General features: G+C 73.2%; 14 protein-coding genes and 1 riboswitch. Of the genes, 10 read left to right on the plus strand and 4 right to left on the minus strand.

From position 1 onward, the window contains the following. Window positions 1–37 precede the first annotated feature (37 nt). Window positions 38–1,654 carry a glycoside hydrolase family 13 protein gene (locus tag IF02_RS0106565; protein ID WP_037835692.1) on the plus strand — a complete coding sequence of 539 codons (1,617 nt, stop codon included), beginning with the start codon at window positions 38–40 and terminating at the stop codon, window positions 1,652–1,654. 37 nt (window positions 1,655–1,691) lie between these two features. On the opposite strand, the gene IF02_RS0106570 is transcribed toward IF02_RS0106565, so the two are convergent. Further along, a complete protein-coding gene (locus IF02_RS0106570) occupies window positions 1,692–2,933 on the minus strand; it encodes a citrate synthase (protein WP_030154317.1) in 1,242 nt (413 codons plus the stop codon). 55 nt (window positions 2,934–2,988) lie between these two features. Here IF02_RS0106570 and IF02_RS0106575 point away from each other — a divergent pair, with 55 nt between their 5' ends. Then, window positions 2,989–4,155, plus strand: a complete 1,167-nt coding sequence (locus IF02_RS0106575) for a citrate synthase/methylcitrate synthase (RefSeq protein ID WP_030154318.1) — start codon at window positions 2,989–2,991, stop codon at window positions 4,153–4,155. A gap of 101 nt (window positions 4,156–4,256) precedes the next feature. Then, on the plus strand, window positions 4,257–5,411 hold the full coding sequence (locus tag IF02_RS0106580) for a CobW family GTP-binding protein (RefSeq protein ID WP_037835725.1): 1,155 nt from the start codon (window positions 4,257–4,259) through the stop codon (window positions 5,409–5,411). 17 nt (window positions 5,412–5,428) lie between these two features. Here IF02_RS0106580 and IF02_RS0106585 read toward each other — a convergent pair whose 3' ends face one another. Both IF02_RS0106585 and IF02_RS0106590 read right to left on the minus strand, forming a co-directional pair. Then, window positions 5,429–7,525: a restriction endonuclease gene (locus IF02_RS0106585; RefSeq protein WP_030154320.1), complete on the minus strand. Its 2,097-nt coding sequence runs from the start codon at window positions 7,523–7,525 to the stop codon at window positions 5,429–5,431. Window positions 7,526–7,625: 100 nt separating this feature from the next. Continuing rightward, window positions 7,626–10,082, minus strand: coding sequence for a DNA gyrase/topoisomerase IV subunit A (locus IF02_RS0106590; protein WP_030154321.1), 2,457 nt, complete (start codon window positions 10,080–10,082; stop codon window positions 7,626–7,628). A gap of 251 nt (window positions 10,083–10,333) precedes the next feature. On the opposite strand from IF02_RS0106590, the gene IF02_RS0106595 reads away from it, so the two are divergent. From IF02_RS0106595 to IF02_RS0106610, 4 genes are all read left to right on the plus strand, one after another. Continuing rightward, on the plus strand, window positions 10,334–11,683 hold the full coding sequence (locus tag IF02_RS0106595; RefSeq protein WP_030154322.1) for a M16 family metallopeptidase: 1,350 nt from the start codon (window positions 10,334–10,336) through the stop codon (window positions 11,681–11,683). Window positions 11,684–11,703: 20 nt separating this feature from the next. Beyond that, window positions 11,704–13,071, plus strand: coding sequence for a M16 family metallopeptidase (locus IF02_RS0106600; RefSeq protein ID WP_030154323.1), 1,368 nt, complete (start codon window positions 11,704–11,706; stop codon window positions 13,069–13,071). A gap of 184 nt (window positions 13,072–13,255) precedes the next feature. Beyond that, window positions 13,256–13,415, plus strand: a riboswitch (cyclic di-AMP (ydaO/yuaA leader). Window positions 13,416–13,427: 12 nt separating this feature from the next. Further along, window positions 13,428–14,222, plus strand: coding sequence for a M23 family metallopeptidase (locus IF02_RS0106605; RefSeq protein ID WP_030154324.1), 795 nt, complete (start codon window positions 13,428–13,430; stop codon window positions 14,220–14,222). Window positions 14,223–14,379: 157 nt separating this feature from the next. After that, window positions 14,380–15,045 (plus strand): GntR family transcriptional regulator, encoded by a 666-nt coding sequence (locus tag IF02_RS0106610; protein WP_030154325.1) that lies wholly within the window; start codon window positions 14,380–14,382, stop codon window positions 15,043–15,045. A 193-nt stretch (window positions 15,046–15,238) separates the two neighbouring features. Here the strand turns inward: IF02_RS0106610 and IF02_RS0106615 are convergent, their stop codons facing one another. Beyond that, complete coding sequence (locus tag IF02_RS0106615; RefSeq protein ID WP_030154326.1) at window positions 15,239–15,520, minus strand: HPr family phosphocarrier protein; 282 nt, start codon at window positions 15,518–15,520, stop codon at window positions 15,239–15,241. Between the two features lie 184 nt (window positions 15,521–15,704). Here IF02_RS0106615 and IF02_RS0106620 point away from each other — a divergent pair, with 184 nt between their 5' ends. The 3 genes from IF02_RS0106620 (at window position 15,705) to IF02_RS0106630 (ending at window position 20,366) form a co-directional block, all read left to right on the plus strand. After that, window positions 15,705–18,482 (plus strand): bifunctional GNAT family N-acetyltransferase/acetate--CoA ligase family protein, encoded by a 2,778-nt coding sequence (locus tag IF02_RS0106620; protein WP_030154327.1) that lies wholly within the window; start codon window positions 15,705–15,707, stop codon window positions 18,480–18,482. A gap of 85 nt (window positions 18,483–18,567) precedes the next feature. Next, window positions 18,568–19,164, plus strand: a complete 597-nt coding sequence (locus tag IF02_RS0106625; RefSeq protein ID WP_030154328.1) for a DUF5998 family protein — start codon at window positions 18,568–18,570, stop codon at window positions 19,162–19,164. Then, window positions 19,164–20,366: an alkaline phosphatase family protein gene (locus IF02_RS0106630; RefSeq protein ID WP_030154329.1), complete on the plus strand. Its 1,203-nt coding sequence runs from the start codon at window positions 19,164–19,166 to the stop codon at window positions 20,364–20,366. Before IF02_RS0106625 ends, IF02_RS0106630 begins: the two co-directional genes overlap by 1 nt. Window positions 20,367–20,403 lie beyond the last annotated feature (37 nt).

Here is a 20,403-nt window from a genome sequence, read left to right on the forward strand (position 1 = left end):
CCGCCACGCCCGGCCGCCCCCTGTGAAAGGACCCCCCGTGGCTGACCTCCCCCTGCCCGCAGACGCCGCCGACTGGTGGCGCACGGCCGCCATCTACCAGGTGTACGTCCGCAGCTTCGCCGACGGCGACGGGGACGGCACCGGCGATCTCGCGGGCGTCCGGGCCCGCCTCCCGTACCTGGCCGAACTGGGCGTGGACGCCCTCTGGTTCACCCCCTGGTACCTCTCCCCGCTCGCCGACGGCGGCTACGACGTCGCCGACTACCGCACCATCGACCCCGCCTTCGGAACCCTCGCCGAGGCCGAGAAGCTCATCGCCGAGGCCCGCGCGCTGGGCCTGCGGACCATCGTCGACATCGTCCCCAACCACGTCTCCGACCAGCACGCCTGGTTCCGGGCCGCGCTCGCCGCCGGCCCCGGCAGCCCCGAGCGCGAGCTGTTCCACTTCCGGGCCGGCCGCGGCGAAAGGGGCGAACTGCCGCCGGGGGACTGGCCCTCGCAGTTCAACGGCGCCGCCACCTGGACGCGCGTGCCCGACGGGGAGTGGTACCTGCACCTGTTCACCCCGCAGCAGCCCGACCTCAACTGGGACCACCCCGCCGTGCGCCGGGAGCACGAGGACGTGCTGCGCTTCTGGTTCGAGCGCGGCGTGTCCGGCGTACGGATCGACTCCGCGGCCCTGCTCGCGAAGGACCCGGCCCTGCCCGACCTGGCGGGCCGCCCGCCCGAGCCCTGGCCGCCCGGGACCGGCGAGGCCCACCCGTACATCGACCGTGACGACCTGCACACCATCTACCGCTCGTGGCGCGCGATCGCCGACGCCTACGGAGCCGTCTTCGTCGGCGAGGTCTGGCTGCCCGACTCCGAGCGCTTCGCCCGCTACCTGCGCCCCGACGAGCTGCACACCGCCTTCAACTTCTCCTTCCTCAGCTGCCCGTGGGACGCCGGGCGGCTGCGCACCTCCATCGAGGAGACCCTCGCCGAGCACGCCCCGGTCGGCGCCCCGGCCACCTGGGTGCTGTGCAACCACGACGTGACCCGTACCGTCACCCGCTACGGGCGCGCCGACACCGGCTTCGACTTCGCCGCCAAGGCCTTCGGCACCCCGACCGACCCGGTCCTCGGTACCCGGCGGGCGCGGGCCGCGGCCCTGCTGACGCTCGCCCTGCCCGGCGCCGTGTACGTCTACCAGGGGGAGGAACTGGGCCTGCCGGAAGCCGACATACCGATCGGCCGGATCCAGGACCCCATGCACTTCCGGTCGGGCGGCACCGACCCGGGGCGGGACGGCTGCCGGGTCCCGCTGCCCTGGACCGCGCAGCCGTGGCACGACCCCTGGCTGCCGCAGCCCGAGGACTGGGGCACGTACGCCGCGGACCGCCAGGACGGCGAGCCGGACTCGATGCTCACCCTCTACCGGACCGCCCTCGGGCTGCGCCGCGCGGCGGGCGGCTTCGGCGGCGGCTCGCTCGCGTGGCTGCCCGCGCCGCCCGGGGTGCTGGCCTTCGCCCGCCCCGACGGGCTGCTCTGCGTGGTCAACCTGTCCGGCGGGCCGGTCCCGCTGCCGGCGCATTCGAGCCTCCTGCTGAGCAGTTCCGCCCTGGACGCGGAGGGGCTGCTTCCGCAGGACACGGCGGTCTGGCTGCGGACCTGACCCCGCGGCCGGACCGCCGGCGCGGGCCGGCAGGGGTTCAGGGCATCGGCTGCGGTGGGCGGGGCCCCTGGTACTGGCCGCTCGGGCGCATCCGGAGCGGCCGCTCCTGGTACTCCTCCAGCGCGTGCGCCACCCAGCCCGCCGTCCGGGACACCGCGAACACCGTCTCCCCGGCCTCCGCGGACATCCCGCAGGACACGGTCAGCACCGCCAGCGCCAGGTCCACATTGGCGTGCAGCCCGCCCCGCCGGGCCGCCGCCGTCGCGACGACCTCCCGGGCGGCCGCCAGCGCGGGTCCCGCCTGCGGCACGCCCTCCAGCCGGGCGAACAGCGCCGTGGCCCGCGGGTCCTCGCCCTCGTACAGCCGGTGCCCGAGCCCCGGAACCCGCCGTCCCGCGCGCAGGTGGTCCGCGACCACCGGAGCGGCGCCGCCCCGCTCCAGCGCCTCGACCAGCATCCGGTGCGCGAGCCGTCCGGCCGCGCCGTGCAGCGGTCCCTCGAGCGCGCCGAGACCGGCCGAGACCGCCGCGTACGGATGGGCCCGCGCGGACGCCGCCACCCGTACGGCCAGGGTCGAGGCGGCCAGATCGTGGTCGATGAGCAGGGCGAGGGCCAGGTCCAGCGTGGCCAGCGCGTCCGGATCCGGCTCACGCTCCGTCAGCCGGGTCCACAGCTGCCGGGCCAGCCGGCCGTCCCCGCGCCAGCCGGGCGGGCCCACCTCGGGCAGCGCACCGACCAGCGTCGGGATCAGGCAGCGCGCGGAGCCCAGTACGGCCTCCGCGGACAGGTCGAAGCGCAGCGGATCCGCCACCGCGGCGGCCGCCGTCGCCACCCGCAGCCGGTCGATCGGACCGCTGTGCTCGGGCAGCGCGGCCACCGCGCGCCGGGCGGCGGCCAGCGCCTGCGGGGGAGCCGTGAACCGTGCGCCGCGCGGCAGCGTCCCGGTCCAGAGCCACTCGGCGACCTCTTCGTAGGGGTGGCGCGAAGCCAGCTCGACGGCGTCCACGCCCCGGAAGTAGTACCGGTCGGGCTCGATGAGCGTGAGCGAGGTGCGTACGGAGAGTTCCGCACCCGGAGGCGCCGCCGCCTCGCGCCGGCTGCGCAGGGCCAGGGCCTCCACCTCGCGCGCGTCGAAGCTGCTGCCGCGGCCGACCGGGTCGCGGCGGCTGGTGAGCTGGCCGCGGCTGACGTACGCGTACACGGTCGCGGGCTTCACCCCCAGCAGTTCCGCCGCCTGCCGGGTGCTGAGCCGGCGCTCGCCGTCCGCCTGGTCGTTCATGATGCCCACCCTACATATATTGATTCAATCAACATTGACAAGGATTCAATCCATGATGGATGGTCGATCCATGAACACCACCGTCGATGTGCCCCGCGGTCTCGCGGGAGTCGTGGTCACCGAGACCGAACTCGGTGACGTCCGAGGCCGCGAGGGCTTCTACCACTACCGCCAGTACTCGGCCGTCGAACTCGCCGCGAGCCGCAGCTTCGAGGACGTGTGGCACCTGATGTTCCGCGGCGCCCTCCCGGCCGACGCCGCCGAGCGGGCTGCGTTCGCCGCCGAGATCGCCCCGCTGCGGCGGCTGCCCGACGCGGTGCAGGGCGCCCTGCCCGCCCTCGCCCGGGCCACCGCTCTCTCCGGCCCGCTCGCCGGGCTGCGGACCGCGCTCTCGCTGCTCGGCGCCTCCGCCGGGTTCCGCCCCGTGTACGACATCGACCCCGGGCGGAGGGCCGCCGACGCGATGGCCGCCTGCGCCGCCGTACCGACCCTGCTCACCGCGCTGCACCGGCTGGGGCAGGGCCTGGAACCGGTCGAGCCGCGCGCGGACCTCCCGTACGCCGCCAACTACCTGTACATGCTCACCGGTCAGGAACCCGACCCGGTCAAGGCGCGCGCCGTCGAGCAGTACCTGATCTCCACGATCGACCACGGTTTCAACGCCTCGACCTTCACCGCCCGCGTGATCGCCTCCACCGGAGCGGACGTGGCCGCCGCCCTCACCGGCGCGATCGGCGCGCTCTCCGGCCCGCTCCACGGCGGCGCGCCCAGCCGGGCCCTGGACACCCTGGACGCCATCGGCACGGCGGACCGCATCGAACCGTGGATCCGCGAGCGGGTGCTCGCCGGGGACCGGATCATGGGCTTCGGGCACCCCGTCTACCGGACCGAGGACCCGCGTTCGCGGATGCTGCGGGACATCGCGCTCCGGTTCGGCGGCCCGCTCGTGGACTTCGCCGTGGAGGTGGAGCGGCACGTCGAGGAGATCCTCGCCGAGCTCAAGCCGGGGCGGGAGCTGCACACCAACGTGGAGTTCTACGCCGGCGTGGTCATGGAGCTGTGCGGGCTGCCGCGCGAGATGTTCACCCCGACCTTCTGCGCGGCCCGCGTGGTCGGCTGGAGCGCGAACATCCTCGAACAGGCCGCCGATTCGAAGATCATCCGTCCGGCCGCCCGGTACGTGGGCCCGAACCCGCCCGAGCCGGTTCCGGCGCTCGGCTGACTACGATCGGCCGTGTGAACAGCCGTCAGCCCGCCCAGCAGTCCGCACGGCCGCCCGTCCGGCAGCCTGCCCAGCCGCCCGCCCAGCCGCCCGTCCAGCCGATCCCCGTCGTCGTGCTGTCCGGATTCCTCGGATCCGGCAAGACCACGCTGCTCAACCACCTCCTCGGGAACCGGGGAGGCACCCGGATCGGCGTCGTCGTCAACGACTTCGGCTCGATCGAGATCGACGCGATGGCCGTCGCGGGCCAGGTCGGCGACTCGATGGTCTCGCTCGGCGGCGGCTGCCTGTGCTGCGCGGTCGACGGCAGCGAGCTGGACGCGTACCTGGAGAAGCTCTCCGCGCCCGTCCACCGGATCGACGTGATCGTCATCGAGGCGAGCGGGCTGGCCGAGCCCCAGGAGATGATCCGGATGCTGGTGGCCAGCGAGAATCCGGCGATCCGGTACGGCGGGCTGGTCCAGGTCGTGGACGCGGCGGAGTTCGACGAGACCCGGGCCAAGCACCCGGAGACCGACCGCCACCTGGCCGTCGCGGACCTGGTGGTGCTCAACAAGACCGACCGGGTGGAGCCGGCCGGCCTCACCCGGATCGAGGCCGAGCTGGGCACGCTCTGCCCCGGCACACCGGTGGTGGCCGCCGACCACGGCCGGATCGACCCGGAGCTGCTCTTCGACCGGCGGCCGTGGACCGAGACCCGGGGCCAGCTGTCCTTCGAGGACCTGATCTCGCAGGCGAGGGACGCCGCCGAGGCAGACCACCCCGAGGCCCACGACGCCGCTCACGAGGAGGACCACGCCGGGCACGCCCACACGGTCTACGAGAGCACGGAGTTCGTGTCCGAGCAGGCCCTGAACCCGCGCCGGTTCATCGACTTCCTCGACCGCCGTCCGGCCGGGCTGTACCGGATCAAGGGCTACGTCCACTTCGGCGTCCCCGGCCACGAGGAGCGCTACGAGGTCCACGCCGTCGGCCGCTTCCTCCGCTTCGTGCCGGGCCCCTGGGGCCGCGGGGAGCCGCGCCGGAGCCAACTGGTCCTGATCGGCGCCGGTACGGACGGCCCCGCCCTGCTGCGCGAGCTGGAGGCCTGCCGCGAACCGGCCCCGCAGGACGCGCCGCCGGAGAGCATGTGGGGCGTCCTGCGCTACGTCGACCGCCCGGCGCAGCCGGACACGGAACCCGAGCCGGAGCCGGAGCCGGAGCCTGAGCCGTACGAGCCCGACTCGTACGGCGATCCCGACCCCGAAGACCTGTAGGGAGGCCGCGGCCGCCGTCAGGCGACCTCGACGCCGTACTCGCTCAGCAGGTCCTCCAGGCCGCCGCGGTAGCCCTTGCCGCCGATCACGAAGTCCCAGTCGCCGTTGGAGCGGCGCCGGAAGGAGCCGAGGACCAGCGCGGTCTCCCCGGCGCGCCCGTCGGAGACGTCCAGCCGGCCCAGTTCCTCGCCACCCGCGGACAGCAGGCGGATGTGGGCGTCGGTGAACCCGGCGAGGTCGGCGTGCGGATCGACCTCCGGGTCGATCGCGGCCACGAGGACCAGCCGGTCGGCGGGCTCGGGCAGGGCGTCGAAGGAGACCTCCAGCGCCGCCTTGTCGGGTGCCGCGTGCGCCCGGGCCCGGACCGAACCGTCCGGGGTCCGCGGGTTGTTGAAGAACACGAAGTGCTCCTCGCTCAGCACCCGGTTGCCCGTGCAGACGAGGGCGCACACGTCCAGCGCGACCCGGCCGGACCAGGACATGCCGAGCACGTTGTGGTCCGCCGCCGGGGCGGCGGGCTCCGGTTCGGGCGCGCGCTGCGCCGGACCGCCGCCCAGCCGCCCGCGCAGTCCGTACTGGTGCAGCAGCTCGACGAGATCCGCCCCGGGAACCAACTCCAGCGGCTTGCCGTTGGCAAAGGTGTACGACCCGGGCCCGAAGGACGCGGTGGTGACGAGCACCCCCTTGTTCGCCCCCTTGTCCTGGACCGTGCCGTACAGATCACGCACGGCCGTCGGCGGCACCGTGTTCCGGTAGCGCTTGACCTGTACGACGATCCGCCCGCCCCGGATCGGCGCCGGGTCCAGCGCCTCCACGTCCACCCCGCCGTCGCCCGACCGCTGCGTGGTCACCGCCTCCATGCCCATCGCCCGGAACAACTCGGCGACCAGGTTCTCGAAGGCGATCGGATCCATCACGAACAGGTCCGGCTCGTCCTCGGCCTCGTCCGCGCCGCCCGCCTGCCCGCCGTGGCTGACGACCCCTCCGCCGACCTCGTCCGGGTGGCGCCCGGGGCGCACCGCCGTCAGCTGGTCGGGCCGCGTCGACAACTGCCCGCCCAGCCCCGAGACCAGACAGTCCACGGCGCTGACCTGCTCCAGGCGCAGCCCCGAGAACGCGCTCCGCGCCGCCGGCACCGTGGACAGGACGAACCGCGCCTCCTGCCCCGTCGCCGGATCGTGGCAGTCCACGAACCCGTTGACCACGACCGAGTCCAGTACGCCGAACTCGTCCGCCGCGTACAGCTCGCGCACCACCAGCAGCATGCACTGCGCCAGCAGGTCCCGGTACAGCGCCCGACGCTCCGTCACCGGGCGGGGCTTCACCTTGTCCTGGTCCGTACTCGGCAGGTACTGCACCGCCCTGGCCTCCGGCACCACCGCGTATCCGGGGAGTTCCCAGTCCAGCACCAGCTGGCGCGCCGCCGGGTCGTAGGCGGCCGCGACCTGCCTCGGCAGCGCCTCGGGCCAGGCCGTCGAGGCGTACAGGGCCGCCGAGAAGTACTCCACCGCCGCTTCCGCGTCGCCCGTGCGCAGGGCGGCGGCCAGCTCGGTGAGCCCGCTGTTGTGCGCCCGTACCCCGGCGAGCTGCTCGGCGGCCCACCGGTCGTACTGCTGCCGGTACGCGGCCAGCTGCTGCTGGCGCTGTGCCTCCGCGGCGCTCGCGGCCTGCCAGGCCTCGGTGTACCGGGCGTGGGCCTCCCGCTCCGCCTGCGCCCGGTGGCCGGATCCGAGCGTCCAGCCGCTGCTCTGCTGCTGGAACTGGTCGATGCGCGGCATCGGCACCGGATGCGCCAGCGCCCCGGGATCGAAGGGTTCCAGCTGCTCGGGCCGGGCCAGGGCGGATATCCGGAACGCCGGCGCCCGGCAGCCCGCGACCAGCAGGCCCTTGAGGGCGTCGACCTCGGCGTCGATCTGCGCGGTCCGCCGCAGGGCCTCGGCCTCGCGGTACTGCCGGTGGCTGCGGTTCGCGTCGCGTTCGTGGGTCCGCTGCCGGTCCCGTTCGTACGCCAGCAGCCGGCGCTCGGCCTCCCGCTGCTGGATCACCTGCGTCTGCTGCTGCCGGCGCTGGGCCTCGGCCCACTCCCCGATCAATCCGCCCGACCGACGACTCATCAGCTGTGTACTCCCCCCACCAACACCCAGAGGGAAAACACTAGTCGGCATTCGGGTGGTACGTCCCCCCGGTCGCACCACCCGAATGCCGCCGTACGTCCTACAGCGCGCCACCCGCCAGAGCGGCGACGACCGCGGGCAGCGCGGCCCCCGAACCGTCGCGGCGCGGGTCCACGGCCGGCAGTTCGGCCGGGCTGCCGTTCGCCGCGGCCGCGCGGACCGGCGCGTTGCCGGCCCAGGCCAGGACCAGCAGGTCCTCGCCCTTCAGGAACCGCTGGCAGCGCACGCCGCCGGTGGCCCGGCCCTTGCGCGGGTACTGGTCGAACGGGGTGAGCTTCCCGGACAGCATCGAGTCGTCCAGCGTCCCGTGCGAGCCCGCCACCGTGAACACCACGGCGTCGCGCGCCGGGTCCACCGCCGAGAAGTGGATCACCTTGGCGTTCTCGGAGAGCTTGATGCCCGCCATACCGCCCGCGGGGCGGCCCTGCGGGCGCACCTGGCCCGCCGGGTAGCGCAGCAGCTGGGCGTCGTCGGTGAGGAAGACCAGGTCCTCCTCGCCCGTGCGCAGTTCGACCGCGCCGACGATCCGGTCGCCCTCCTTGAGGGTGATGACCTCCAGCTCGTCCTTGTTCGCCGGGTAGTCCGGCACGACGCGCTTGACCACGCCCTGCTCGGTGCCCAGGGCCAGGCCCTGCGAGGACTCGTCCAGCGAGGTCAGGCAGATCACCTTCTCGTCCGCCTCCAGCCCGGAGAGGAACTCCGAGACCGGGGCGCCGCCCGCCAGGTTCGGCGCGGCGTGGGTGTCCGGCAGCTGCGGCAGGTCGATCACCGCGAGCCGCAGCAGCCGCCCGTACGAGGTGACCACGCCGACGTCGGCCCGGGCGGTCGCGGCCACCTGCGAGACGATCAGGTCGTGCTTCGTGCGGGACCCGCCCTCCTCCTCGGGCAGTGGGTCGCCGCCCGCGGTGCGCGCCAGCAGGCCCGTCGAGGACAGCAGGACCCGGCACGGGTCGTCCGCGACCTCCAGCGGGACCGCGGCGACCGCCGTGCCCGCCGACTCCAGCAGGACCGTACGGCGCTCGGTGCCGAACTTCTTCGCGACCGCGGCCAGTTCCGTGGAGACCAGCTTGCGCAGCTCCGTGTCGGACTCCAGGATCCCGGTCAGCTCGTCGATCTCGCCCGTCAGCCGGTCGCGCTCGGACTCCAGCTCGATCCGGTCGAAGCGGGTGAGGCGGCGCAGCGGGGTGTCCAGGATGTACCGGGTCTGGATCTCACTCAGCGAGAAGCGCTCGATCAGCCGCTCCATCGCCTGCGCCGAGTTGTCGCTGTCCCGGATGATCCGGATGACCTCGTCGATGTCGACCAGGGCCACCAGCAGGCCCTCGACCAGGTGCAGCCGGTCGCGGCGCTTGGTGCGGCGGAACTCGCTGCGCCGCCGCACGACCTCGAAGCGGTGGTCGAGGTAGACCTCCAGCAGCTCCTTGAGGCCCAGGGTCAGCGGCTGGCCGTCGACCAGCGCGACGTTGTTGATGCCGAAGGACTCCTCCATCGGCGTCAGCTTGTACAGCTGCTCCAGGACGGCTTCCGGGTGGAAGCCGTTCTTGATCTCGATGACCAGGCGCAGGCCGTGCGAGCGGTCGGTGAGGTCCTTGACGTCCGCGATGCCCTGGAGCTTCTTGGAGCCGACCAGGTCCTTGATCTTCGCGATGACCTTCTCGGGGCCGACCGTGAAGGGCAGTTCCGTGACGACCAGGCCCTTGCGGCGCGCCGTCACGTTCTCCACGGCCACCGTGGCGCGGATCTTGAACGTGCCGCGGCCGTTGGCGTAGGCGTCCTTGATCCCCGAGAGGCCCACGATCCGGCCGCCCGTGGGCAGGTCCGGACCCGGCACGAAGCGCATCAGCGCCTCCAGGTCCGCCTGCGGGTAGCGGATCAGGTGGCGGGCGGCCGCGATGACCTCGCCGAGGTTGTGCGGGGGCATGTTGGTGGCCATGCCGACCGCGATCCCGGAGGCGCCGTTGACCAGCAGGTTCGGGTACGCCGCGGGCAGCGCGACCGGTTCCTGCTCCTGGCCGTCGTAGTTGGCGGTGAAGTCGACGGTGTCCTCGTCGATCGACTCCGTCATCAGCGACGTGGCGTCCGCCATCTTGCACTCGGTGTAACGCATCGCGGCCGGCGGGTCGTCGTTGCCGAGCGAACCGAAGTTGCCGTGGCCGTCGACCAGCGGCAGCCGCATCGAGAAGGGCTGGGCCATGCGCACGAGGGCGTCGTAGATCGACGCGTCTCCGTGCGGGTGCAGCTTGCCCATGACCTCGCCGACGACGCGGGCGCACTTCACATAGCCGCGGTCGGGGCGCAGGCCCATCTCGTTCATCTGGTAGACGATGCGCCGGTGTACCGGCTTCATGCCGTCCCGGGCGTCGGGCAGGGCGCGGGAGTAGATCACCGAGTACGCGTACTCGAGGAAGGAGCCCTGCATTTCGTCGACGACGTCGATGTCGAGGATCTTCTCCTCGAAATCCTCCGGCGGCGGGGTCTTCGTGCTGCGGCGGGCCATCGCTGCGCGGCTCCTTAACCAAGAAAGAAAGTGTGCTGGGGGTCTGGCGGCTGGTCTGATCGGTGTTGACGGGGTTGTCGCGGACCATTGTGGCCCGAGGCACCGACAACGCCGACTCCGACCCTGGGGTCACCCCCGGACGGAGGCGTGGGTGAGTGTGAGTCGGGAACTTCTCCGGTGCCCGACGCGCTTGCATACAGTGGCAGGTCTGACGGAAAACTCTGCATCGCGATCGAAGGGACCACATGCCCATGGGTCACACGGCCACAGCCCAGGCCGGCTCCGGCGGCCTGACAGCGACCGAGCACCGGCTGGCCAACGGCCTGCGCGTGGTGCTCTCCGAGGATCACCTGACCCCGGTCGCCGCGGTCTGCCTCTGGTACGACGTCGGCTCGCGCCACGAAGTCAAGGGGCGAACCGGCCTGGCTCACCTCTTCGAGCACCTGATGTTCCAGGGCTCGGCGAGCGTACCCGGCAACGGGCACTTCGAGCTGGTCCAGGGGGCCGGCGGTTCGCTCAACGGCACCACCAGCTTCGAGCGCACCAACTACTTCGAGACCATGCCGGCCCACCAGCTGGAGCTCGCGCTCTGGCTGGAAGCCGACCGGATGGGCTCGCTGCTGGCCGCCCTGGACGACGAGTCCATGGAGAACCAGCGCGACGTCGTCAAGAACGAGCGCCGCCAGCGGTACGACAACGTCCCGTACGGCACGGCCTTCGAGAAGCTGACCGCCCTCGCCTACCCCGAGGGCCACCCGTACCACCACACCCCGATCGGCTCCATGGCCGACCTGGACGCGGCCTCCCTGGAGGACGCCCGCGCCTTCTTCCGTACGTACTACGCGCCCAACAACGCGGTGCTGTCGGTCGTCGGCGACATCGACCCCGAGCAGACGCTCGCCTGGGTCGAGAAGTACTTCGGCACCATCCCCGGGCACGACGGCAAGCAGCCGCCGCGCGACGGCGCCCTGCCCGAGATCATGGGCCGCGAGCTGCGCGAGGAGATCGTCGAGGAGGTCCCGGCCCGCGCGCTGATGGCCGCCTACCGCCTCCCGCACGACGGCACCCGCGAGTGCGACGCCGCCGACGTGGCACTGACCGTGCTGGGCGGCGGCGAGTCCTCCCGGCTGCACAACCGCCTGGTACGCCGCGACCAGAGCGCCGTCGCGGCCGGCTTCGGCATGCTGCGGCTCGCCGGTGCGCCCTCGCTGGGCTGGCTGGACGTGAAGACCTCCAGCGGCGTCGAGGTGCCCGCCATCGAGGCGGCCGTCGACGAGGAGCTCGCGCGGTTCGCCGCCGAGGGCCCGACCGCCGAGGAGATGGAGCGCGCGCAGGCGCAGCTGGAGCGCGAGTGGCTGGACCGGCTGAGCACGGTGGCCGGGCGCGCCGACGAACTGTGCCGCTTCGCGGTGCTGTTCGGCGACCCGCAGCTGGCGCTCAGCGCGGTCGGACGCGTCCTCGACATCACCGCCGAGGAGGTGCAGGCCGTGGCCGCGGCCCGACTGCGCCCCGACAACCGCGCGGTGCTGGTGTACGAGCCGCTCCCGGCAGAAGCCGGCGAGAACGGCGAGAGCGACGAGAACGAAGGGGCGGAGCAGTGAGCGACACCGCAGCCGTCACGATGACCTTCCACCCGCAGCCCCAGGCCGGCCAGGCCCGCCCGTGGGCCTTCCCGGCCCCCGAGCGCGGCTCGCTGCCCAACGGCCTGACCGTGCTGCGCTGCCACCGGCCCGGCCAGCAGGTCGTGGCCGTCGAGGTCAACCTCGCCGCCCCGCTGGACGCCGAGCCCCAGGGCCTGGACGGCGTGGCGACCATCATGGCCCGCGCGCTGTCCGAGGGCACCGACAAGCACTCCGCCGAGGAGTTCGCGGCCGAGCTGGAGCGCTGCGGCGCCACGCTCGACGCGCACGCCGACCACCCGGGTCTGCGAGTCTCCCTGGAGGTCCCGGCCTCCCGGCTGGCCAAGGCGCTGGGCCTGGTCGCCGAGGCGCTGCGCGCACCCGCCTTCGCCGACAGCGAGGTCGACCGGCTGGTGCGCAACCGGCTCGACGAGATCCCGCACGAGCTGGCCAACCCGCAGCGCCGGGCCGCCAAGGAGCTCTCCCGGCAGCTCTTCCCGTCGACCCTGCGCATGTCCCGGCCGCGCCAGGGCACCGAGGAGACGGTCGCCCGGATCGACTCCGCGGCCGTACGCGCCTTCTACGAGGCCCACGTACGCCCCGCCACCGCCACCGCGGTGGTCGTCGGCGACCTGACCGGGATCGACCTGGACGCCGTCCTGGGGGACACCCTGGGCACCTGGACCGGCAACTCCGCCGAGCCGCTCCCGGTCCCGCCGGTCACCGCCGACGACACCGGCCGCGTGGTCATCGTGGACCGGCCCGGCGCGGTCCAGACGCAGCTGCTCATCGGCCGGATCGGGCCGGACCGGCACGACCGGGTCTGGGCGGCGCAGGTGCTCGGCACGTACTGCCTGGGCGGCACCCTCACCTCGCGCCTGGACAAGGTGCTGCGCGAGGAGAAGGGCTACACCTACGGCGTGCGCGCCTTCGGCCAGGTGCTGCGCTCCACGGCCGACGGCAAGGGCGCCTCGATGCTGGCCATCAGCGGCTCGGTGGACACCCCCAACACCGGCCCGGCGCTCGACGACCTCTGGAAGGTGCTCCGCACCCTCGCCGAGGGCGGCCTGACCGACGCCGAACGGGACGTGGCGGTGCAGAACTTGGTGGGCGTGGCCCCGCTGAAGTTCGAGACGGCCGCGGCCGTCGCCGGCACGCTCGCCGACCAGGTCGAGCAGGAGCTCCCGGACGACTACCAGGCGCAGTTGTACGCGCAGCTGGCCCAGACGGGCACGGTGGAGGCGACTTCCGCCGTCCTGGCCGCCTTCCCGGTGGACCGCCTGGTCACGGTCCTGGTGGGCGACGCCGCGCAGATCGAGGAGCCGGTGCGCGCGCTCGGGATCGGTGAGGTCACCGTCGTCACCAACTGACGGACATTTCAAGGGGCTCCGGCGGCTTGTCCGCCGGGGCCCTTTTTGTCTGTTTCGCGGAGAGGTTGCTCGTATGGGGTGTGGCGTATGCAACAAAAACACGTGTCTGTTTGGCGATTGACTGATGATCCGCCTAGCGTCGGCCGTGCTGTCCGTCAGTTGTACGCGCCGCATCCGCGGCACCGGGCAGCGATCGCCGAGTCCCCGTCAGGCGCGAGCCTGGGGAGCCGGGGACCCACATGTGTCCCTGGGGTGAATCGGACCGCCTCGTCAGAGGGGGCCCGTAGGAGACCTTCCTGCTCCGAACCCGTCAGCTAACCCGGTAGGCGAGAAGGAAGGAAAGGATCAGCCCCTTCATGGCGTTTGGCAGTCGTGCCGCCGGTAAGCACCGTGGTTCCAGTCGTCTGAGCCGCAAGACCGCCGGTTACGCCGGCATAGCCGCCCTCGCCACCACGGGTGTCGTCGGCTCCCTCGCAGGCCCGGCGTTCGCCGCGTCGGACAAGGCCCCCTCCATGGAGGACACCGGCCTGAACGCCGTCGTGACGGCCGAGGACCTCCCGGGCCAGATCGAGGCCCAGGCCGACGCCCAGGAGCACGCGGCCGAGGCCGCGGCCCTCAAGGCGAAGGCGGAGGCCGACGCGAAGGCGCGCGCCGCCGAGGCCAAGCAGAAGGCCGAGGAGAAGGCGAAGGCCGAGCGCGACGCCGCCGAGCGCGCCGCCCGCGAGGAGGAGCGCAAGCGCCTCAACACCTTCGTCGCCCCCGTCGACGAGTCCTACATCAGCACCCAGTGGCACGCGGGCGGCGGCATGTGGTCCTCCGGCAGCCACACCGGCATCGACTTCCACGCGGCCTCCGGCACCACGGTGCACGCGGTCGGCCTCGGCACCGTGGTCGAGGCGGGCTGGGGCGGCGCGTACGGCAACAACGTCGTCATCAAGCACGCCGACGGCACGTACACGCAGTACGGCCACATGTCCTCGCTGAGCGTCTCCGTCGGCGACCAGGTCACCGCCGGCCAGCAGATCGGCCTGTCGGGCTCCACCGGCAACTCCAGCGGCCCGCACCTGCACTTCGAGGCCCGTACCGGTGCCCAGTACGGCTCGGACATCGACCCGGTCGCGTACCTGCGCCAGCACGGCGTCAACGTCTGACCCGCAGCACTTCCACCGAAGGCCCCGGCTCCCCGAGCCGGGGCCTTCGTGTTGGCTGTAAGTATCTGCCATTCCCGTCCGCGCTCGGAATTTATCGCCCGGTGCAATAGAGTTCCGGTACGGCAGTCGGCAATCGGAAATAGGCGGAGGTCCGGACTTGCGTATTCCTGCGCACGCGGTATGCACCGCAATCCGCGAAGACATCGTCTCCGGGGTCTTCGAACCGGGCGCCCGGCTGACGGAGGAACTGCTGGCCCGCCGGTACGGGGTCTCCCGCGTCCCCGTCCGCGAGGCGCTGCGGACCCTGGAGTCCGAGGGCTTCGTCACCACCCGGCGGCACGCGGGAGCCTGCGTGGCCGAGCCCACCGAGCAGGAGGCGGCCGACCTCCTGGAACTGCGGCTGCTGCTGGAGCCGCTGGCGGCCGCGCGCGCCGCCCGGCGGCGTACCGAGGGCCACCTCAAGGTGCTGCGCGGGCTGGTCAGGCTGGGCCAGGAGCGGGCCAGGCGGGGCCAGGGGGAGGACCTGCGGTCCCTGGGTGGCTGGTTCCACGAGACCCTCGCCCAGGCCTCCGGCAGTCCCGGGCTGATCGTGCTGCTCACGCAGATGCGGCACAAGGTGGCCTGGATGTACGCCGTGGAGGCGCCGGCCCGGCCGGCGGACTCCTGGGCGGAGCACGGCGCGATCGTGGACGCGGTCGCCCGGGGTGACGCCGAGCGGGCCCGGGCGCTGACCGCGATCCACGCGGACCGCGCGGCCGGGGCGCACCGGCTGCGGGTGAGGACTTCGCAACATGCCGTAAACACGGCGAGCGGTCCGTATTAACAAAAGCGGCGTATTAAAGAGTGAGGGCTGCGGCTGAATTCGCACCGCATACGTTGGATGCGCTCGCGTCCTGCGTGCATGCGATGAATTCCCGAAAAGGCTCGCACGGCTTCGGCGGAACGAAGAAGCCGCGGCCACCGGAATACCGGTGGTGGCCGCGGCTTCTTCGTGTGCCCGGGGTGAACCCGAAGGGTCAGACGGTCTCGGGGAGCTCGTCGAGGCCCTCGGCGACCAGCTTCGCGAGGCGGTCCAGCGCCGCCTCGGCGCCCTCGGCGTCGGACGCGAGGATGATCTCCTCGCCGCCCTGCGCACCCAGGCCCAGCACCGCGAGCATGGACGCGGCGTTGACGGGGTTCCCGTCGGCCTTCGCGATGGTCACCGGGACGCCGGAAGCGGTCGTCGCGCGGACGAAGATCGAGGCGGGACGAGCGTGCAGGCCCTCGGCCCAGCCGACGTTGACGCGGCGCTCTGCCATGGTGATGCCCTTCAGGTTCTTACGGTTGTCTAGACCAGTCTCTCACGACGCCCCTCATGCTCCGACCGACCTTCGGCCCGGATCCACCGCCGTTCGACCCACCCCAGCTTGCCCTGGTTTGCCCATGCCTGCCGCGTGCGCCGCGCAGGAGCTATTCGGCCAGTCCTGGCCTTAAGATCGCCGCATGACCACCGCGTCGGACCCCTCGTACCCGGCCCACTGGGAAGCGGACGTCGTCCTGCGCGACGGCGGCACCGCCCGGATCAGGCCGATCACCACGGAGGACGCGGGCCGGCTGGTCAGCTTCTACGAGCAGGTCTCCGACGAGTCGAAGTACTACCGCTTCTTCGCGCCCTACCCGCGGCTCTCCGCCCGTGACGTGCACCGGTTCACCCACCACGACTACGTGGACCGGGTCGGCCTCGCGGCGACCATCGGCGAGGAGTTCATCGGTACCGTCCGCTACGACCGGATCGGCCCCGACGGCCGGCCCGCCTCCGCCCCCGCCGACGAGGCCGAGGTCGCCTTCCTCGTCCAGGACGCCCACCAGGGCCGCGGGGTCGCCTCCGCACTCCTCGAACACATCGGCGCGGTCGCCCGCGAGCGGGGCATCCGCCGGTTCGCGGCCGAGGTGCTGCCCGCCAACAACAAGATGATCAAGGTGTTCAAGGACGCCGGGTACGAGCAGAAGCGCAGCTTCGAGGAAGGCTCCGTCCACCTCACCCTCGACCTCGAACCCACCGCCGAGTCCCTGGCCGTGCAGCGCGCCCGCGAGCAGCGCGCCGAGGCCCGCTCCGTGCAGCGGCTGCTGGCCCCCCGCTCCGTGGCCGTCATCGGAGTCAGCCGCTCCGGCGGGGGCGTCGGCGCGGCGGCCCTGCGGAACCTGCGCGACAGCGGCTTCCGCGGCCACCTCTACGCCGTGAACGAGGCCGTCACCACCGATCTGCTGGACGGCGTACGGGCCTACCGCGCACTCGGCGCCGTCGACGCCCCCGTCGACCTCGCGGTGATCGCGGTCCCCGCCGGGCGGGTCCCCGAAGCCGTGGCCGCCTGCGGCGAACACGGGGTGCAGGGGCTCGTGGTGCTCTCCGCCGGGTACGGGGAGAGCGGCGCGGCCGGGCTCGACCGGCAGCGCGAACTGGTGCGCCAGGTGCGCTCGTACGGGATGCGGCTCATCGGGCCGAACGCGTACGGCGTGATCAACACCGCCCCCGAGGTCGGGCTCAACGCCTCCCTGACCCCGGCGCCCGCCCCGATCCGGGGCCGCATCGGGCTGTTCACCCAGTCCGGGGCGATCGGCATCTCGCTGCTGTCCGCGCTGCTGCGGCGGGGCGAGGGGCTGTCGTCCTTCGTCTCGGCGGGCAACCGGGCGGACGTCTCCGGGAACGACATCCTCCAGTACTGGTACGAGGACGAGGCCACCGACGTCGCGCTGATGTACCTCGAAACCCTCGGCAACCCGCGGAAGTTCACCCGGCTCGCGCGGCGGACGGCCGCCGTGAAGCCGGTGGTCGTCGCCAGGGGCGGCCGCCACACCCCGGCGGGGCACGTGGTCCCCGGGACCAGGCTGCCGGACGCCACGGTCTCGGCCCTGCTGCGGCAGGCGGGGGTGATCCGGGTCGACACGGTGACGGAGCTGGTGGACGTCGGGCTGCTGCTGGCCTCGCAGCCGCTGCCGGCCGGGCCGCGCGTGGCGATCCTCGGGAACTCGGAGTCGCTCGGCGTCCTCACGTACGACGCCTGCCTCACCCAGGGGCTGCAGCCCGGGGCCCCGCAGGACCTGACGACGGCGGCGACGCCGGAGGACTTCCGGGCGGCGCTGGGCACGGCGCTGGGCTCCGCCGAGAACGACGCGGTGATCGTCACCGTCATCCCGTGGGTGAACGAGCAGGAGCCGCAGGACGACCTGGCCGAGGCCCTGCGGGACGCGGTGGCCGCGCACCCCGGCAAGCCGGTGGCGGTGGTCCACGTGGAACTGGCCGAACTCGTCGACGCCCTGTCCCCGGCGGGGCTGGGCGCGGCGCCCGCGATGGGGGCACTGTCCCCGCGCCCCCGCCCCACGGACGAGGACGAGGGCGGATTCATCGGACCGGAGGTACGGATTCCGGCGTATCCGGCCGCCGAGCGGGCCGTACGGGCCGTCGCCGAGGCCGTCCGGTACGGACAGTGGCGGCGGGCCAACGCCGACGCCGGGCAGGTCCCCGAGTACGAGGACATCGACGAGGCCGCGGCCGCCGCCCGGCTCGCCGACCTCCTGGCCGATGTCGGCGACGGCGTGCTCACCCTCACCGAGCCCGACGCCGCCGCACTGCTCGCCCACTACGGGATCCGGGTGCTCCCCACCCTTCCGGCGCCCAGCGCCGACGCCGCGGTCCGGGCCGCCCGGAGCCTGGGCTACCCGGTCGCCCTCAAGACCACCGCCCCGCACCTGCGCCACCGCGCGGACCTCGGCGGCGTACGCCTCGACCTCGGAGGCGAGGCCGACCTGCGCCGCTCGTACGAGGAGCTCACCGACCTCCTCGGCACCCCCGGCGAGCTGCTCCCCGTCGTCCAGGCGATGGTGCCCCGCGGGGTCGACACCGTCGTGCGGTCCGTGATCGACCCCGCCGCCGGCGCCGTCCTCTCCTTCGGGCTCGCCGGCGTCGCCTCCGAACTGCTCGGCGACACCGCCCACCGCCTCGTCCCCGCCACCGACCGGGACGCCGCCGGGCTGATCCGGTCCATCCGGACCGCACCCCTCCTCTTCGGCTGGCGCGGCAGCGACCCCGTGGACACCCCCGCTCTCGAAGAGCTCCTGCTGCGGCTGTCCCGGCTCGTCGACGACCACCCCGAAGTGGTGGGCGTCACGCTCGAACCCGTCGTCGTCGCCACCGAGGGCCTCTCCGTGCTCAGCGCCGCCGTCCGCGTGGCCCACCCGCCGGCCCGCACCGATCTCGGTCCCCGGACGCTCCCCAGCTACTGACCGGCCCGGCAACCTCGGGAGCAACCTCGGGAAGACGCGACCTTGGGCGCCCGGGGCGCCCCGTACGGGCCTTAGGATGGACCTCATGGCGAAATCCGGTACGACGACCCAGGGGCTGCGCACGGCGATCGAGCGCAGCGGCTACTACCCGGCCCTCGTGGCCGAGGCCGTGGAGGCCGCGGTGGGCGGCGAGCCGGTCTCGTCGTACCTGGTCCACCAGGAGACGACCTTCGACTCCAACGAGGTGCGCCGGCACGTCACCGTCCTGGTCCTGACCGGCAACCGCTTCATCGTGAGCCACACCGACGAGCAGGCCGCCGACGCCGGGTCCCCGTCCCCGTACGCGACCACCTCCACCGAGTCCGTCAAGATCGGCGCCATCTCCTCCGTGGTGCTCAGCCGCGTCGTCGCCAACCCCGAGTCGTACACCCCCGGCACCCTGCCCCGCGAGGTCGTCCTGACCATCGGCTGGGGCGCGGTCTCCCGGATCGACCTGGAGCCCGCCGCCTGCGGCGACCCGAACTGCGACTCCGACCACGGCTACACCGGCAACTCCACCGCCGACGACCTCAGCCTGCGCGTCAGCGAGGCGGGCGACGGCCCGGAGGCGGTCCGCCAGACCCTCGTCTTCGCGCAGGCACTCTCCGAAGCGACAGCGGCGACTTCCGCCTCCGCCCGCTGATGTCCTACTCCGCACCGTCGAACTGGGACGAGCCGGAGCTGCTGGACCTCACCGGCGCCCCCGTCCCGGAGTACGGCACCGGCTCGCTCGCCGACCTGCTGCCGACCCTCGTGGCCGGCCAGGGCGTCCCCGGGTTCACCGCCGCGATCCCCGAGCTCACCCCGGCCGACCGGAACTGCGTGTTCCTGGTCGACGGCATGGGCTGGGAGCAGATCAAGGCCCACCCGGACGAGGCCCCGTACCTGACCTCCCTCCTGGGCAGCTCGCGCGGCGGCACCGGCCGCCCGATCACCGCGGGCTTCCCGGCGACCACCGCCACCTCGCTGGCCTCCGTCGGCACCGGCCTGCCGCCCGCCCGGCACGGCCTGCCCGGCTACACCGTGCGCAACCCGGCCACCGGCGAGCTGATGAACCAGCTCCGCTGGCACCCCTGGACCCCGCCGAAGCCCTGGCAGCCGTACCCGACCGTCTTCCAGCAGGCCGACAAGGCGGGGGTGGCGACGGCGCAGGTGTCCTCGCCCGCCTTCCAGACCACCCCGCTCACCAAGGTCGCGCTGAGCGGCGGCACCTTCCTCGGCCGGATGACCGGCGAGGAGCGGATGGACCTCGCGGCCGAGCGGCTCGCGGCCGGCGACCGCTCCCTCGTGTACACGTACTACAGCGAGCTCGACGGGGCCGGCCACCGGCACGGCGTGAACTCCGACGCCTGGCGCGGCCAGCTGATGTACGTCGACCGGCTGGTGCAGCGGCTCGCCGAACAACTCCCGCCGCGCACCGCGCTGTACGTGACCGCCGACCACGGCATGGTGGACGTCCCCTTCGACGAGGACTCCCGGATCGACTACGACGAGGACTGGGAGCTGGGCGCGGGCGTGGCCCTGCTCGGCGGCGAGGGCCGGGCCCGGCACGTGTACGCCGTACCGGGCGCCGAGGCCGATGTCCTGACCGTGTGGCGCGAGGTGCTGGGCGACCGGTTCTGGATCGCGAGCCGCGAAGAGGCCCTGGAGCTGGGCTGGTTCGGGCCGCCGGGGGAGTGCGACGAGCGCGTGCTCGGCCGGATCGGCGACGTGGTCGCCGCCGCGTATACCGATGCCGCGATCACCGCGTCCGTGAACGAGCCCAACGAATCGGCGCTCGCCGGAATGCACGGCTCCATGACCGCGGCCGAGCAGCTGGTCCCGCTGCTCGAAATCCGCACCTGAGACCTCCTGCCCCCCCCGTACGCCCCTCCCGCCGACC

The sequence above is a fragment of the Streptomyces sp. NRRL S-244 genome, from assembly GCF_000717915.1.
GTDB lineage: Bacteria > Actinomycetota > Actinomycetes > Streptomycetales > Streptomycetaceae > Streptomyces.

Excerpts from the sequence above, each read along its gene's own strand:
- IF02_RS0106600 (WP_030154323.1), top strand. The coding sequence starts at position 11,704 with ATGACCTTCCACCCGCAGCCCCAGGCCGGCCAGGCCCGCCCGTGGGCC.
- IF02_RS0106620 (WP_030154327.1), top strand. The coding sequence starts at position 15,705 with ATGACCACCGCGTCGGACCCCTCGTACCCGGCCCACTGGGAAGCGGAC.
- IF02_RS0106570 (WP_030154317.1), bottom strand. The coding sequence starts at position 2,933 with ATGAACGACCAGGCGGACGGCGAGCGCCGGCTCAGCACCCGGCAGGCG.
- IF02_RS0106575 (WP_030154318.1), top strand. The coding sequence starts at position 2,989 with ATGGATGGTCGATCCATGAACACCACCGTCGATGTGCCCCGCGGTCTC.
- IF02_RS0106585 (WP_030154320.1), bottom strand. The coding sequence starts at position 7,525 with ATGAGTCGTCGGTCGGGCGGATTGATCGGGGAGTGGGCCGAGGCCCAG.
- IF02_RS0106595 (WP_030154322.1), top strand. The coding sequence starts at position 10,334 with ATGGGTCACACGGCCACAGCCCAGGCCGGCTCCGGCGGCCTGACAGCG.
- IF02_RS0106605 (WP_030154324.1), top strand. The coding sequence starts at position 13,428 with ATGGCGTTTGGCAGTCGTGCCGCCGGTAAGCACCGTGGTTCCAGTCGT.
- IF02_RS0106625 (WP_030154328.1), top strand. The coding sequence starts at position 18,568 with ATGGCGAAATCCGGTACGACGACCCAGGGGCTGCGCACGGCGATCGAG.
- IF02_RS0106630 (WP_030154329.1), top strand. The coding sequence starts at position 19,164 with ATGTCCTACTCCGCACCGTCGAACTGGGACGAGCCGGAGCTGCTGGAC.
- IF02_RS0106615 (WP_030154326.1), bottom strand. The coding sequence starts at position 15,520 with ATGGCAGAGCGCCGCGTCAACGTCGGCTGGGCCGAGGGCCTGCACGCT.
- IF02_RS0106590 (WP_030154321.1), bottom strand. The coding sequence starts at position 10,082 with ATGGCCCGCCGCAGCACGAAGACCCCGCCGCCGGAGGATTTCGAGGAG.